Below are 14,467 nucleotides of genomic sequence, written 5' to 3' on the forward strand. Positions count from 1 at the left end.
AGTATTTATAATGTTTAATAATTATTGTAAATATAAAGAATATCACAATTATTATGGCTTTAATAATTTACTACTAGAATTAGCAAAATATTTAATTGTTTCTATTAAATCTTTATCCACTTGTTTTTTTAAATCATCTAAATTAGTAAATTTTAAATTATCACGAAGAAAATCTAAAAATCTAACTTTAATGATTTTTCCATATAAATCTTGATTAAAGTTTAATAAGTAAGTTTCAACTAACGGCTTATTATTACGTAACATAATTACTGTCATACTTTGATATCATTTATTATCTACTTCAGTAAGCGTAATATAAGTAGCAAGACCTGGTAGTGCATAGTTTGTTAATAACGATAAATTAGCAGTTGGAAAATTAATCGTTCTAGCCTCTTTAATACCATGAACTACTTTACCACTAATTGTATATGGCTCTTGTTGTAAACAAAGATTAGCACTACTAATATCTTTATTTTGTAAAAGTTGTTTAATATAAGTTGAAGAAACTTTGTTATTATTAATAATAATATCATTACAAAGATAAACTTGTAATGAAGATTGTTGTAATGTTTTAATATTACCTTGCCCTTTATAACCAAACCTAATATTTGGATTAACAACTACTGCTTTAACATTATTTGCCAATAATCACGAAATAAATTGCTCTGGTGAAAGTGTTGCTATTTCTTTACTAAACTTAATTTCCCAATAATAATCAAAATTATATTTAGCAATTGTTTTAATTTTATCTTCATTACTTAATAAAACCTCATTATTTTTATTACTAATTACACTTTGTGGTTTTCTATCAAAACTAATAATACATGTTTGATAATTATTTATTGTTGAATTAACTAATAATTGTTTAAATAAGGCTTGATGACCTTGATGAATACCATCAAAAAATCCTCAACAAGCAATAATTGGTTTAGACATCAATTTTTGATTTTGAATATTTAGATTTTTCAATTTTAATATCTTCATTACATTTAAAACCTCGTTGGCTTACGTATAAATTATTTTTTTGATTACGATAAATAGCTAATGGCAAATGTTCAGAATTAACAACTAAAACATATGGCTCATTAGTACTATCAATAACTAAAGGTTTACCATCAATAACACTTTTACTATTATCAACAACAATCGCTGGCATAATATTTTTAACACCATCATAAATACTAATATGATTTTTACTAACTGTTTCTTCATTGATAACATCTAAATTTAAGGCATTACTTAAATCAAAACCCGATTGATGAATTCTTCTCAAATAAGTTAAAGTTGCTGATGTATGTAAAATTCTAGCAATGTCAGTAACCAAAGCTCGAACATAAGTTCCTTTTGAACATACTACTTCAAAAGTAACTAAATCATTATTAAAACTAATTAATTTTAAAGATTTAATATAAACCTTACGTTTTGGTAATTCAACAGGAATATTATCGCGAGCATATTCATAAAGTTTTTTACCATTAATTTTAACTGCTGCATAAGCAGGAATTATTTGCTCATATTGACGATTATTATAAAATTCAAGTGCTTTAACAATTTCTGATTCTTTTAAATCAAGATGTGGTTTTGATTCAATAATTTTACCAGTAATATCGCCGGTGTCGGTTTTTAAAAATAGTTGCATTTTTGCAATGTAAACTTTATCACTTTTTAAAATAAAATCACTAATTTTGGTTGCTTCATTCACAAGTACTACCATTAGTCCTGTTGCTAAAGGATCTAACGTACCTGTATGACCAATTTTATTTAATTTCAAACGTTTTTTAATAACAACAAGACAATCTTGTGATGTCATAAATGAAGGTTTATCTATTAATAATATATAATCTTTTAACATGCGTTTCACCTACTTTACTTCTTTATCAGAAGCTATTTCTTGATACTTTTCAACATGTTTACAATTTGGATAATTAGTACACCCTAAAAATTTTCGATTTTGTTTTGAAGATTTAACAACCATTCAACCATCTGTACATACTAAACAAGGTTTAATTTTTTCTAATTGTTTTTGAATATATCGACATTTTGGAAATGCTGAACAACCGTTAAATTTACCATATCTTCCTGTTCTTTGCACAAGTGGGGCACCACAAAGTGGACAATCTTGATCTAATAAAACTGGTTTAATTTTAAACTCAGTCATTTTATCAAAAGCATCATCAATCCTTGGTTCAAACTTAACTCAAAAGTCTTTTACCACTTGATGCATATCAAAATTACCATGAGCAATTTGATCTAATTGAGTTTCAACTTGTGAAGTATATATCTCATTAATAATATCATAAAAAAACTCTTGAAGTTTATCATTAGTTAAAAGACCTTTCTCAGTAGCTTTAAAAGACTTATTTTCAATAATAACATAACCGCGTTCTTTAATAGTGTTCATAATTGGATTATAAGTTGATGGTCGACCAATTCCTAGTTCTTCTAATGTTTTAATTAATTTAGCTTCTGTGTATCTTGGTTTTGGTTTAGTAAAGTGTTGCTGTAAATTTACTGACTCAACTTTAATAATTTGATTTTTTTCAAATTTTGGTAAAACTAAAAGTTCTTCATTTTCAAGACTTTCTATATCAAGCGTTAAAAATCCTTTAAACTTGATTTGTTGTCCTGTTAAACGAAATTGATAATCATTATTTTTAAATAAAACAGTAGTACTAATTAATTGTGCTGGTGGCATTAATGAACTAAGGGCACGAAAATAAATTAAATTATAAAGTTTTAATTGATCTTTATTTAAAAAATCAATAGCACGTTTATTATTCATTGTTAAATCAGTTGGTCTGATTGCTTCATGAGCATCTTGCACATTTTTTTTATTAGTCTGTTCTTTCTTCTGCCCAAGATATTGGTCACCATATTCATTAACAATTAATGTTTTGGCATTTTCAATAAATTTATCATTTAAACGTATTGAATCAGTACGAGGATAACTAATAAATCCGGTAAGTGTTCCATTAACATCAATTCCTTCATACAATTGCTGAGCAATAAGCGTTGTTTTAGCAGTACTAAAATTTAATTGCGTTGATGCTGCTTGTAATAAACTACTAGTAGTAAATGGATTTAATGAATTACGCTTACGATTTTGTTCAGTAACAGAAATTACTTGATAACTATCACTTAATGCATTTTTAATAGCAACTGCTTCTTGTTCATTATTAATAACTAACAGTTCTTCTTTATATTTTTCACAATTTAATATTATTTTTTTTTGATAAGTACTATTAATTGTTCAAAATTCTTTACTAATAAAATTAGTAATTTCACGTTCTCTTGTTGCTATTAATTTTAATGCTACTGATTGTACTCTCCCTGCACTACGTGAACCGATCTTTTTTTGTAATAGATTACTTAAGCGAAAACCAATGATACGATCAACTATTCTTCTTGCTTCTTGACTACGAACTAATGGTAAATCAATACTATGTGGAGATTTAAATGCTGTTAAAATTGCATCTTTAGTAATTTCATTAAAAGTTATTCGTGATGATATATTACTTGTTGCTAATACTTGATCTAAATGATAAGCAATTGCTTCTCCTTCGCGATCATGATCGGTTGCTAGATAAACATGAGTAATACTTTTTAATTTACTTTTTAATTCTTTTACCTTTCGCATTTTTTTGCGATCAATTTTGTAAATTGGTTCAAAAGTTTCTAAATCAATTCCCAAACCATATTGACCTTTAATTGCTAAATTACGAATGTGTCCATCCGAAGATAACACTAAATAATCATTACCTAAATATGATTGTACTGCTTTACTTTTAACTGGAGATTCCATGATTACTAATTTTGATGGCATCTTATATCTTCCTCTATATATAATTTATTAACTTTATTCAAATACTATTTTGTAATATATATAACTTTAACGCGAAAGTCAATATTTTTTTGGATATATGCTTTTTTATAAAAATTTTGGGAGCGTGTCGAAGATGTCGATAACTAAAAAGTTTTAAAAATTGCTCCTTTCTTTTTTAAACCCTTAAATTAAAAATAAATGACAAAAGACGAGAATAAAAATCTTGTCTTTTTTTGTGTAATTGTAAAATTTTAAAATTTTTATGGCTTTTCTCCCTTTATGTACTATTTTAATTTTATCACATAAATGCTGAGAAAAGCCTATCTACGGACTTCTCCCCACATTTTTAAATCAAACATAGCATTACATTTTCAAAACTAGGTATCTTGTTGAATTTATATGCAGCTTCTTTAGCATATAAATGAACATGATGTTTTGCAACTTTGATATGTGTTTTAAATGTTCTTCTTATATGTTTTCAAACTGATTCAATTTGGTTGGTATTTACACCAATTTTTGAAACATAGCCATCTTGATGGTTAACTGTTTCATGCTTAGTGAAAACTGATTTAAAATCGCAATATCCTTTTCAAGAATCAGTATATACAAGACATTTTGAAGAAATGTGGTTTTTTGCAAACTGCAAAAGATTTTTACTCTTTGCGTTTTTCAATACTTTCACAATTAAATTATTGGTTTTTTTTTGATAAATGCCAACAATCAAGGTTTTATTCACCAATGATCTTCCTTGTTTTTTAAAACCCATATGTGAAAGATACATTTCATCAATTTGCACTGTACCTTCAACAATAAATTGAGGTTTTTGTGCAATACGTGTTCTGATTTTATGAGTCATTCTTCAAGCAGTTTTCAAAGTCACTCCCAATTCTTTTGCAATATCTGTTGATGGAATTCCATGTTTGGTGTTTATTCATCTAAAGATAAGATAAAACCAAGATGTTAAAGATGTTTGTGACCTTTAAAATATGGTGCCTGTGAGAATGCTAAATGTTTGATTACATTTTAAACATCTCATTCTTTTTAAATCAGAAGTATTCAAATTAAAATTAAAACACCTAATACATTTGTTTTCTTTCAAATTTGCTATATATGCAAGACATTGCTGTTCAATTTGAAAAGCATTGTTGAATTCATTCAGTTTCATTATTCCCTCCACAAGTACATGTGGGGAGAAGTCCGAAAAGTTTTTATTAGACCCTACATTATTAATTAAATCTTTTAATGATTTAAAAAGATATTATAAATCAATAACTATTTATTATGATTATGATATTAAAACAGTACAAGAAATTCATAATAATTCCATTCCTACTATAACATCAACTTTATATACTGATTTTTCTATAGAAGAAAATTTTACCAATCCAAAAAAATATGATGGAATTCAAGAAATTTTATTAAAAGATTTAATTTTTCAAGATAATCCTCCAGTTAATAACCTTAGATTAGGTTATTGAAGTCATAATACTTCTGGTTCTACAATACAACTTGAAAAGGAAAGTGGTATTGCTAATATATATGGAATAACTAACGAACATTATAATTTAAATAATTACAAATTTAAAATCAAAGATAATGGTAATATTGGTGGGTGAGAAAATAATTTTGAAAATAATAATTTTTTAAATTATTGTATTGTAAATAATAATTTGAAATGAAATTTTTATTTACAAGCAACATTAGGAAAAATTGAAAATATGTGATATATTACAGGTAAAATTGGTGAAAATGATAAAGCATATGCTAGAGTATATATTGATAGTATTAAAGCAAATATATATAAAATAGTACTAAATTCAAGATAATTATGATATTATAATACTATTAAGTTAAGTAAAATATTCAAGGAGTAAATTATGGATACAAAAAAAATGTTATAACTCATGAAATAGAAAGGAAAAATTTGTTGATAAAATTTATAATAATAAGTTTTTTTTAATAACTATTATGATGACAGCAATAATAATTTTGATGATAATAGTTGCTTCTCTGTTTTTTGCATTCTTTTTAAAATAATATTTCCCCACAATCTTAAATATTAATGTATAATTTACTATAATACTTATCAAGGGTTATAGAGAAAGATAAGTATATAATTTCACTTTTATATTATTAGTAGGTTGGCACCTAATTTAAAAGTTACCAATTAAGGTAACTTTTTTTGTTTATATTATTAAATTTTAATTATAAACTTGTTATATTACTTGTAGAAAAATTAGGTTTATTATCAATTGGTAAATGTTGTTCATGATTAATAGATTTTGTAAACTCATCAGTTCATTTAGTTACATTTTTAAGTTCATTTTTTTCTTCAAAAATTTCTCTTCTTTTTCTATCATTAGGATTTGAAATTTGAGTTTCAAATGTATCATCATTATATAATCTAATTCCATTTCCAAGTTTCACAGAGCATTCAAGAGATGATTCAGAAGCTCATCAATTACAGTATTGTGATGCACCTATTTTTAAATAATAATTATCATCCTCTCAATATCAAGTTAAACCAAATCTTTGATGAACTGCTATTTTCGCTGATAAATAATTATCATCAAATTTTTGTAAACTGTTGTCTATAGAATAGTCATTACTTTTTGTATTTTCAATAATATCATGAAATTTATTATTTCTATTGCCTTTATATTTCATAAAATATTTAAGATCATATGTATTTTCTGATTTATGATTTTTTGGTTTACCATCATAAATTCAAGAACCTCATTTTGTTTTAACACCTCAACTATCAGAAAAAGTATCACCTAAAAATTCTAATTTTTCATAATTATCAATGGGATTAATTTTTTGTAATTGTAAAATTTTGTTCTCATAATTAGTTTGTATACTAAGATTAGGTTCCAAATTCATGTATCAATTATCTTTATTATAGTAATAGTAAAGTTTTATTTCCTTTTCTAGATTAGAACTTTTTACTTTAGAATCAAATAATTCTTCTGCATATACAGAATCAGGATACAATATATTTATATGGTCTGTATTTATATAAAAAATTTCTTCTTTTTTTGTTGTTACAAAAATTTTATTACTTTTTAATATTGATATAGAATTTATTTCATCATCAATATTATTTACTTTAAAAACAAAGTCTTTTCCGTGAATTAAATAAACTCCTTCTGTAGTTCCAGCATAAATATCTCCTGCTTTTAAATTTCTAACTTTTGTATTTTCATCTAAAACTTTTATAGCAGTTATATTTCCTTCAATTTTATCAATTTCTGGTTTTAAATCACAAAACTTTTCATGTCAATATTTATTTATTGCTTCTCTTTTTCCTCTAGTACAATCTCTATCTATTTTATCTAATAGAGGAGAAATCAATAAAAAAATCCTAATTCCAGTTTGCAATAAAAGTATTGTAACAGTATCTATTGATGTATTTTCTAAATGGTTTAATACTTCAGTCATAAAATTTCTTTCAGAAAAATTTCTAATTCTGTTTAATCTTTGATTAATTTGATTTCTGATTTGTATATATAAGTCAGTTTAACCATATTCATTATAGATTCTATTAAGGAACAATGCTAGGTGTGTTTGAGAATATTGACCTCATCTTATTAATAATTGATAATTATTGTTGCTATTTAATCCAATTGAAAAATAATTTCTATTAATAATTAATTCCCTATTTATGATATTTTCTCACTCTCTAAATATTAATGCTTCAGCTGTCATTAAAATAACTCTACCTAATGATAACGCTAAACTTCCTAAAGGACGTTCTGTATCAACATTTATATCAATCGTTAATCTTAAAAAAGCATTATAAATATTAGTTCAATAAATATTAGTATCTTCACTTGGCAACAGATGTCTATAAGCATTACAAATATGATTTAACATTATAGAATTTATATTAGGTATCGTTGTTAATTGTGGATTGTATCGACCAGAAGGAGTTCCTAAATTAGGATTAAAATAATAATAAGTTTCAATATTTGATGTATGTGAACCAGTATCATGATGATTTATTATAAAACCTTGAATATATAAAGCATCTGCACTTAAAACTAATTCTAATTCTATTGAATTGCTTTGTCCATTTTGTTCTTGTATAATTCGGACTGGAAGTCGAAAATAACCATAATTTGTTTCGGGATTTAAAATATATAATTGATTATCAGTTGCAGGAAGATTTAATAATATATTGTTTTGAGCTAATTCATTAATTATAGCTTGAAAACTTGTTCGATATTGTTCAGGATTATTTAATCTAATAATTAATCTTTCACTTAATTGAAAAATTGCTCTACTTGGTCTTGGATGTGGTGTCACTTGCTTTTTAATTCTTCTACTTTTTTGATGACGGTATTTGTGATGTTCATTATGTGTAGTTAAATTACTATTTCATAATGGTAAATTTAATAAAGTTAATTCTTGATTTTCTAATAATGATATATTAGTAGTATTTTTGCTAGCTCAATCTTTAATATTTTGATTATCAATTGACTTAGCATATATACCTTCACTTTTAGAATTAAAAAGTGGTGCAGATAATATTCATAATTTAAATCAATAACTTGGATTAAAATATTTCATAATTTTATACCTCTTTATTTTAAAAATAAAAACCCATTTACTTTAAAATAAAGTAATGAGTTAAAAAATTATATTAAAAACTTATATTAAATTTATGAGTTTATTCTACACCATTATTTTATTTATACTTGTTTAAACTTTTTTATAATATTCTTTAATTTCTTTTACTTTATTATTAAATTGTTTTTTATGAAAATAACACATATTAAAAAATTGAATTACACTATCTTCTATATTTAAAGTTTTTAAAGTAACTAATACTTTACTATTACAATCTTTAACAATACATTTTAATAATACTTTTTCTTGTTTTTGTTTTTGCATTAATCATCTTCCTTTTTACAATTACATAAATTAATTGATATATTTAATTGTTTTAATTTTTTTAAATTTTTTGATGATTCAATAATTGCATTTTTTGTAAAAATATCCATTTCAAATTCTATTTTCATTATTTATTTTCCTTATTTAAATAATATCAACCAATTAATAAACTATCTGCTTCATCATGATTTGATATTTTTATATTTCATTCATATTTTTCATTTAAATAAAAACATATATCTTCACTTATTTTTTTAGGCTTTTCTCCCTTTATGTACTATTTTAATTTTATCACATAAATGCTGAGAAAAGCCTATCTACGGACTTATCCCCACATTTTTAAATCAAACATAGAATTACAGTTTCAAAACTAGGTATCTTGTTGAATTTATATGCAGCTTCTTTAGCATATAAATGAACATGATGTTTTGCAACTTTGATATGTGTTTTAAATGTTCTTCTTATATGTTTTCAAACTGATTCAATTTGGTTGGTATTTACACCAATTTTTGAAACATAGCCATCTTGATGGTTAACTGTTTCATGCTTAGTGAAAACTGATTTAAAATCGCAATATCCTTTTCAAGAATCAGTATATACAAGACATTTTGAAGAAATGTGGTTTTTTGCAAACTGCAAAAGATTTTTACTCTTTGCGTTTTTCAATACTTTCACAATTAAATTATTGGTTGTTTTTTGATAAATGCCAACAATCAAGGTTTTATTCACCAAGGATCTTCCTTGTTTTTTAAAACCCATATGTGAAAGATACATTTCATCAATTTGCACTGTACCTTCAACAATAAATTGAGGTTTTTGTTTTGCAATACGTGTTCTGATTTTATGAGTCATTCTTCAAGCAGTTTTCAAAGTCACTCCCAATTCTTTTGCAATATCTGTTGATGGAATTCCATGTTTGGTGTTTATTCATCTAAAGATAAGATAAAACCAAGATGTTAAAGATGTTTGTGACCTTGAAAATATGGTGCCTGTGAGAATGCTAAATGTTTGATTACATTTTAAACATCTCATTCTTTTTAAATCAGAAGTATTCAAATTAAAATTAAAACACCTAATACATTTGTTTTCTTTCAAATTTGCTATATATGCAAGACATTGCTGTTCAGTTTGAAAAGCATTGTTGAATTCATTCAGTTTCATTATTCCCTCCACAAGTACATGTGGGGAGAAGTCCGTTTTTTTATTTCAATTTTTTAAAGAAATATTAATAATATTATTATCTATATATCATTTCTTTCATGAAGAAGGACTTATTAACATATTTTTTGTTAATAATTTATTAAATTGTCCAGCAATAAAACCACGTAAATGCTCTTGTGTTTCATAACCAATACCATTTTTTGAATGAAAAGTACCACGTTCCATTAATAAATCATATTTATTCATATCTATTAAATAACTTATTTGTAATTGTATTTTTTCTCAATCATAATTATAATCTTTAAAACTATAACTATTTATTCATATTGGTTTTTTATTTTCTCATAATGTAAAACCTGTATTTTTAATACTTGGGTCTACTGAAAGTAAATAATTATTCATAATTTCTATACTCATTTTTATTATTATTTTTTAAATTTTTAAATCTTTCACGAATTTCTTTAAATTTATCAAATAATACTTTTAAATAATTTTCACCCATTAATATTAAAAAATCTTCGGACTTCTCCCCACATGTACTTGTGGAGGGAATAATGAAACTGAATGAATTCAACAATGCTTTTCAAACTGAACAGCAATGTCTTGCATATATAGCAAATTTGAAAGAAAACAAATGTATTAGGTGTTTTAATTTTAATTTGAATACTTCTGATTTAAAAAGAATGAGATGTTTAAAATGTAATCAAACATTTAGCATTCTCACAGGCACCATATTTTCAAGGTCACAAACATCTTTAACATCTTGGTTTTATCTTATCTTTAGATGAATAAACACCAAACATGGAATTCCATCAACAGATATTGCAAAAGAATTGGGAGTGACTTTGAAAACTGCTTGAAGAATGACTCATAAAATCAGAACACGTATTGCAAAACAAAAACCTCAATTTATTGTTGAAGGTACAGTGCAAATTGATGAAATGTATCTTTCACATATGGGTTTTAAAAAACAAGGAAGATCCTTGGTGAATAAAACCTTGATTGTTGGCATTTATCAAAAAACAACCAATAATTTAATTGTGAAAGTATTGAAAAACGCAAAGAGTAAAAATCTTTTGCAGTTTGCAAAAAACCACATTTCTTCAAAATGTCTTGTATATACTGATTATTGAAAAGGATATTGCGATTTTAAATCAGTTTTCACTAAGCATGAAACAGTTAACCATCAAGATGGCTATGTTTCAAAAATTGGTGTAAATACCAACCAAATTGAATCAGTTTGAAAACATATAAGAAGAACATTTAAAACACATATCAAAGTTGCAAAACATCATGTTCATTTATATGCTAAAGAAGCTGCATATAAATTCAACAAGATACCTAGTTTTGAAACTGTAATTCTATGTTTGATTTAAAAATGTGGGGAGAAGTCCGTAGATAGGCTTTTCTCAGCATTTATGTGATAAAATTAAAATAGTACATAAAGGGAGAAAAGCCAAAATCTTTATTATTATTTGGATTTAATCTTTCCATATTTTCTCTTATACATTCATCAAATAAAACTGTATTTGTAATCATATATTTTTCAAAATAATCTAATTGTTTTTCACTTGGTTCTCATTTTTCATTAGATGCTTTTATATTATTAACGTAATTATTTTGTGGTTTATTATTTTGAATTAAATTTATATTATCATTATCTGGGTCAAGTTCATCTTCACTTAATAATAATAAATTCATTAAAAAATATCTATAAGCATAAGTTTCTGCACTACCTTTTGCTTTTGCAATATCAGTATTTGGATGGGTTACACTTTATTGGACACTAATTACATAGACAAGTGAACAAAGAAAGGAACTATAATTATGGCCAATATTAACTCATATACCGATGAATTTAAAAAACAAATAGTAGCTTTATATCAAAGTGGCAAATCAGTATCTTGCCTTGTTAAAGAATATAATGTTACAAGAGCAGCTACTTACAATTGAATTAAGCAATTTACTAATTCATGTAGTTTTAAAACTAAAGATAATCGTTCTGTTGAAGAAAATGAAATAATTAAATTAAGAAAAGAATTAAAACAATTAAGAATGGAAAATGATATTTTAAAGCAAGCAGCACTAATAATAGGCAGAAAGTAGAGATTATTGCAAATAATAAATCTAAATATAAAATTCGCACAATGTGTAATTTTTTAAAACTCTCTAAATCAACATATTATTTTAATTTAAAGAAAAAAAATAAAATTCAAAATAATATTTATGAACAAGCTGTTATTAGTGCTTTTAAAAAAAATAAAGAAGTTTATGGTACTAGAAGATTAAAAGTCATTCTAGAAAACCAAGAAATTTATTTATCAAGACGAAAAATTAAAGAAATTATGAATAAACATAATTTAATATCAAAATACACTAAATTATCATTCAAAAATTATCATAATAAAGTCAATGATAGTCAAATAACCAATCTTGTTAATAGAAACTTTAATAATAGAGTTAAAAATGAAGTTATTGTTAGTGATTTAACTTATGTTCAAGTAAATGGTAAGTGAAACTATATTTGTTTATTAATTGACCTATTTAACCGCGAAATAATTGGACATAGTGTAGGTACTAAAAAAGATGCATCATTAGTATATCAAGCATTTATGAACTCAAATCGCTGTTTAAAAGATATTCAAATATTTCATAGTGATCGCGGTAATGAATTTAATAATAAAATTATTGATAAACTTTTACTAGCATTCAATATTAATCGCTCTTTAAGCAAAAAAGGTTGTCCTTATGATAACGCTGTTGCTGAAGCAACCTTTAAAACTTTCAAAACCGAATTTATTAATTATAAAAATTTTACATCATTAATCCAATTAAAATTAGAATTATTTGATTACATCAATTGATATAACAACATAAGAATTCACGGCACTTTAAACTACTTAACTCCAGTTAATTATCAAAAACAAATGTCTACCAAAAAATAGTCCTAAAAAGGGTTGCCATTCCAATTTTTAGCACAAGCAAGTATATCAAAATATTTAATTTCTTTATCATTATCTAAATCAATAATTGTATATCTTTTAAAATAAGTTATTTCTACTTCTTTAGTATCTAAATAATTTATTTTTCTATCAGTTGTTAATATATCTTCATGTGTAATAACAATATTTAATTCTTTACATAATAATTTAAATTTATTAAAAATATCACTTAATAATCAATATTTATAATTTCCAAATTTATTAAAACAATTTTTAGGTGTACTACCAATTTCTAATTGTAATTTAAGTATTTTTTTATATAAATTATTCATTATAATCACTCTTTCTATTTTTTATTTTTTTTAATTGCATTTTTAATTAAATTTCTTACAAATTCAGATACAGTTATATCTTTTTCTTTACAAAAATCTTTTAAGTTTTGAAATTCTAATTCTCTAAATCTAATTATTAATATTTTATTTAATAATTCTTTTTTAGATATATTTTTAGGTGACATTATTATTCACTACTTTCTTTTTTAAAAGCATTTTTAATACTTTCACCATATATACCATTTTCAATATCTTGAAAAAATTGTTGTAAATTATTTGTTATTTCTTGAAAACTTTTATTTTTCATTATTTATTACACTCCTTTAAAATTTTCTAATTGTAATTCATTAATATAATATTCATATAAGTAATCTCAATTATTTGATGTTAAATACATATCTTCTTCAATCATGTCATTAATACATTTATTACAATAATAATTATTATCTATTTCACTAATTCAGATATATTTTTCATTATGAATATTACATTTCATTTTTTTCACCTATTAATTTATAAAAACATTTATTACAAGTTCTATTTCCATATGATTAATTTTTATGACAAATATCACATGAACCTTTAATTCTATATTCTCTACATTCCATAATTATTTATCCCTTTCTATAATTTTTAATATTTCTTGTATTTCAATATATTTTTGATTTTTTAATAATTTTTCATTACATATTTTTTTTATTAATTCTATTTTTTCAACATTTAATAACATATTTAATTTCCTTTAATACTTTAAATAAAATATTTTTTCATTATGATTTTCTATATTTTTCATTGGTGTAATAATATAATTTATTGCTAAATCATTATGTTTATATGGATTATTTATTTTAAAACTTTTCATATCTTGTTCTCATGTAATGTTATATTTAAAACATTCTTGATTTTTATCATTTTTAAAAATATAATAACCATTATATTCTTCATAAAATTCACAAGATATTAATTCATTTTCATTTGTATTAATATTTGGAATATTTTTAATATATTTTAAAATATCACTACCTTTAACACTTTCAATATCTTTTGTTATTGATTTTTTACCTAATTTATAATAAAAATCTTCAATTATTTTTAATGCTATTTTTTTATTTTTTTCATCAATAATAGTATCTTTAATAGGAAATCATGTTTCATATTCACCAATTTCTAATAACATACCTTTAGTTGTTTCTTTAATTTTATTTTTAATATCTAAATTAACATTAATCATTACGTATCCTTTCTATGTATAAGCCTTATCACCTACAGTGATAAAAGGCTTATATACTACTAACTACTTATCTACTCTACGT

Annotated in this window: 19 protein-coding genes; 4 read left to right on the forward strand and 15 right to left on the reverse strand. The window is 23.8% G+C overall.

All coding sequences use genetic code 4. The annotated features are described in order from the left end of the window. Window positions 1-51: 51 nt before the first annotated feature. The 5 genes from ribF to AACL02_RS02235 form a co-directional block, all read right to left on the reverse strand. Window positions 52-984, reverse strand: coding sequence for a riboflavin biosynthesis protein RibF (ribF, locus tag AACL02_RS02215; RefSeq protein ID WP_339042554.1), 933 nt, complete (start codon window positions 982-984; stop codon window positions 52-54). Next, a complete protein-coding gene (gene truB / locus AACL02_RS02220; protein WP_339042556.1) occupies window positions 929-1,852 on the reverse strand; it encodes a tRNA pseudouridine(55) synthase TruB in 924 nt (307 codons plus the stop codon). The genes ribF and truB overlap by 56 nt, the downstream gene beginning before the upstream one ends. A gap of 9 nt (window positions 1,853-1,861) precedes the next feature. Continuing rightward, window positions 1,862-3,823, reverse strand: a complete 1,962-nt coding sequence (gene topA, locus AACL02_RS02225) for a type I DNA topoisomerase (RefSeq protein ID WP_339042558.1) — start codon at window positions 3,821-3,823, stop codon at window positions 1,862-1,864. Window positions 3,824-4,169: 346 nt separating this feature from the next. Beyond that, a complete protein-coding gene (locus tag AACL02_RS02230; protein WP_339042560.1) occupies window positions 4,170-4,703 on the reverse strand; it encodes an IS1595 family transposase in 534 nt (177 codons plus the stop codon). A gap of 99 nt (window positions 4,704-4,802) precedes the next feature. Continuing rightward, window positions 4,803-4,988 (reverse strand): hypothetical protein, encoded by a 186-nt coding sequence (locus AACL02_RS02235; protein ID WP_339042562.1) that lies wholly within the window; start codon window positions 4,986-4,988, stop codon window positions 4,803-4,805. Between AACL02_RS02235 and AACL02_RS02240 the strand changes: the two genes are divergently transcribed. Next, the gene (locus tag AACL02_RS02240) at window positions 4,969-5,649 is read left to right on the forward strand and encodes a hypothetical protein (RefSeq protein ID WP_339042564.1); all 681 of its coding nucleotides are present in this window, start codon (window positions 4,969-4,971) and stop codon (window positions 5,647-5,649) included. The genes AACL02_RS02235 and AACL02_RS02240 overlap by 20 nt on opposite strands. A gap of 379 nt (window positions 5,650-6,028) precedes the next feature. On the opposite strand, the gene AACL02_RS02245 is transcribed toward AACL02_RS02240, so the two are convergent. From AACL02_RS02245 to AACL02_RS02265, 5 genes are all read right to left on the reverse strand, one after another. After that, window positions 6,029-7,264 (reverse strand): hypothetical protein, encoded by a 1,236-nt coding sequence (locus AACL02_RS02245; RefSeq protein WP_339042566.1) that lies wholly within the window; start codon window positions 7,262-7,264, stop codon window positions 6,029-6,031. Between the two features lie 78 nt (window positions 7,265-7,342). Further along, window positions 7,343-8,395, reverse strand: coding sequence for a hypothetical protein (locus AACL02_RS02250; RefSeq protein WP_339042568.1), 1,053 nt, complete (start codon window positions 8,393-8,395; stop codon window positions 7,343-7,345). Between the two features lie 132 nt (window positions 8,396-8,527). Next, window positions 8,528-8,719, reverse strand: coding sequence for a hypothetical protein (locus AACL02_RS02255; protein ID WP_339041172.1), 192 nt, complete (start codon window positions 8,717-8,719; stop codon window positions 8,528-8,530). Further along, the gene (locus AACL02_RS02260; RefSeq protein ID WP_339041174.1) at window positions 8,719-8,847 is read right to left on the reverse strand and encodes a hypothetical protein; all 129 of its coding nucleotides are present in this window, start codon (window positions 8,845-8,847) and stop codon (window positions 8,719-8,721) included. Before AACL02_RS02260 ends, AACL02_RS02255 begins: the two co-directional genes overlap by 1 nt. Before the next feature lie 211 nt (window positions 8,848-9,058). Next, window positions 9,059-9,880 (reverse strand): IS1595 family transposase, encoded by an 822-nt coding sequence (locus tag AACL02_RS02265; RefSeq protein ID WP_281747836.1) that lies wholly within the window; start codon window positions 9,878-9,880, stop codon window positions 9,059-9,061. Here AACL02_RS02265 and AACL02_RS02270 point away from each other — a divergent pair. After that, window positions 9,826-9,948: a hypothetical protein gene (locus AACL02_RS02270; protein WP_339042570.1), complete on the forward strand. Its 123-nt coding sequence runs from the start codon at window positions 9,826-9,828 to the stop codon at window positions 9,946-9,948. The genes AACL02_RS02265 and AACL02_RS02270 overlap by 55 nt on opposite strands. 326 nt (window positions 9,949-10,274) lie before the next feature. On the opposite strand, the gene AACL02_RS02275 is transcribed toward AACL02_RS02270, so the two are convergent. Further along, the gene (locus tag AACL02_RS02275) at window positions 10,275-10,454 is read right to left on the reverse strand and encodes a hypothetical protein (protein WP_339042572.1); all 180 of its coding nucleotides are present in this window, start codon (window positions 10,452-10,454) and stop codon (window positions 10,275-10,277) included. Between AACL02_RS02275 and AACL02_RS02280 the strand changes: the two genes are divergently transcribed. Then, window positions 10,435-11,256 carry an IS1595 family transposase gene (locus AACL02_RS02280; RefSeq protein WP_339042574.1) on the forward strand — a complete coding sequence of 274 codons (822 nt, stop codon included), beginning with the start codon at window positions 10,435-10,437 and terminating at the stop codon, window positions 11,254-11,256. The genes AACL02_RS02275 and AACL02_RS02280 overlap by 20 nt on opposite strands. A 40-nt stretch (window positions 11,257-11,296) precedes the next feature. Here the strand turns inward: AACL02_RS02280 and AACL02_RS12425 are convergent, their stop codons facing one another. Continuing rightward, a complete protein-coding gene (locus tag AACL02_RS12425; protein WP_422397836.1) occupies window positions 11,297-11,632 on the reverse strand; it encodes an ERF family protein in 336 nt (111 codons plus the stop codon). A gap of 75 nt (window positions 11,633-11,707) precedes the next feature. Here AACL02_RS12425 and AACL02_RS02285 point away from each other — a divergent pair. After that, window positions 11,708-12,825 (forward strand): IS3 family transposase gene (locus tag AACL02_RS02285; protein WP_339042576.1). Its coding sequence is split into 2 segments (ribosomal slippage): window positions 11,708-11,978 and window positions 11,978-12,825, totalling 1,119 coding nucleotides; the frame shifts between segments, so codons are not numbered across the junction. A 2-nt stretch (window positions 12,826-12,827) separates the two neighbouring features. On the opposite strand, the gene AACL02_RS02290 is transcribed toward AACL02_RS02285, so the two are convergent. The 3 genes from AACL02_RS02290 to AACL02_RS02300 all read right to left on the reverse strand — a co-directional run bounded on the left by AACL02_RS02290 (window position 12,828) and on the right by AACL02_RS02300 (window position 14,385). After that, a complete protein-coding gene (locus AACL02_RS02290) occupies window positions 12,828-13,154 on the reverse strand; it encodes an ERF family protein (RefSeq protein ID WP_339042578.1) in 327 nt (108 codons plus the stop codon). 14 nt (window positions 13,155-13,168) lie between these two features. After that, on the reverse strand, window positions 13,169-13,339 hold the full coding sequence (locus AACL02_RS02295) for a hypothetical protein (protein WP_338977476.1): 171 nt from the start codon (window positions 13,337-13,339) through the stop codon (window positions 13,169-13,171). A gap of 557 nt (window positions 13,340-13,896) precedes the next feature. Further along, window positions 13,897-14,385 (reverse strand): hypothetical protein, encoded by a 489-nt coding sequence (locus AACL02_RS02300; RefSeq protein ID WP_339042580.1) that lies wholly within the window; start codon window positions 14,383-14,385, stop codon window positions 13,897-13,899. Window positions 14,386-14,467: the final 82 nt, after the last annotated feature.

The sequence above is a fragment of the Spiroplasma endosymbiont of Apeira syringaria genome, assembly GCF_964020205.1.
Classification (GTDB): domain Bacteria; phylum Bacillota_I; class Bacilli_A; order Mycoplasmatales; family VBWQ01; genus Spiroplasma_E; species Spiroplasma_E ixodetis_A.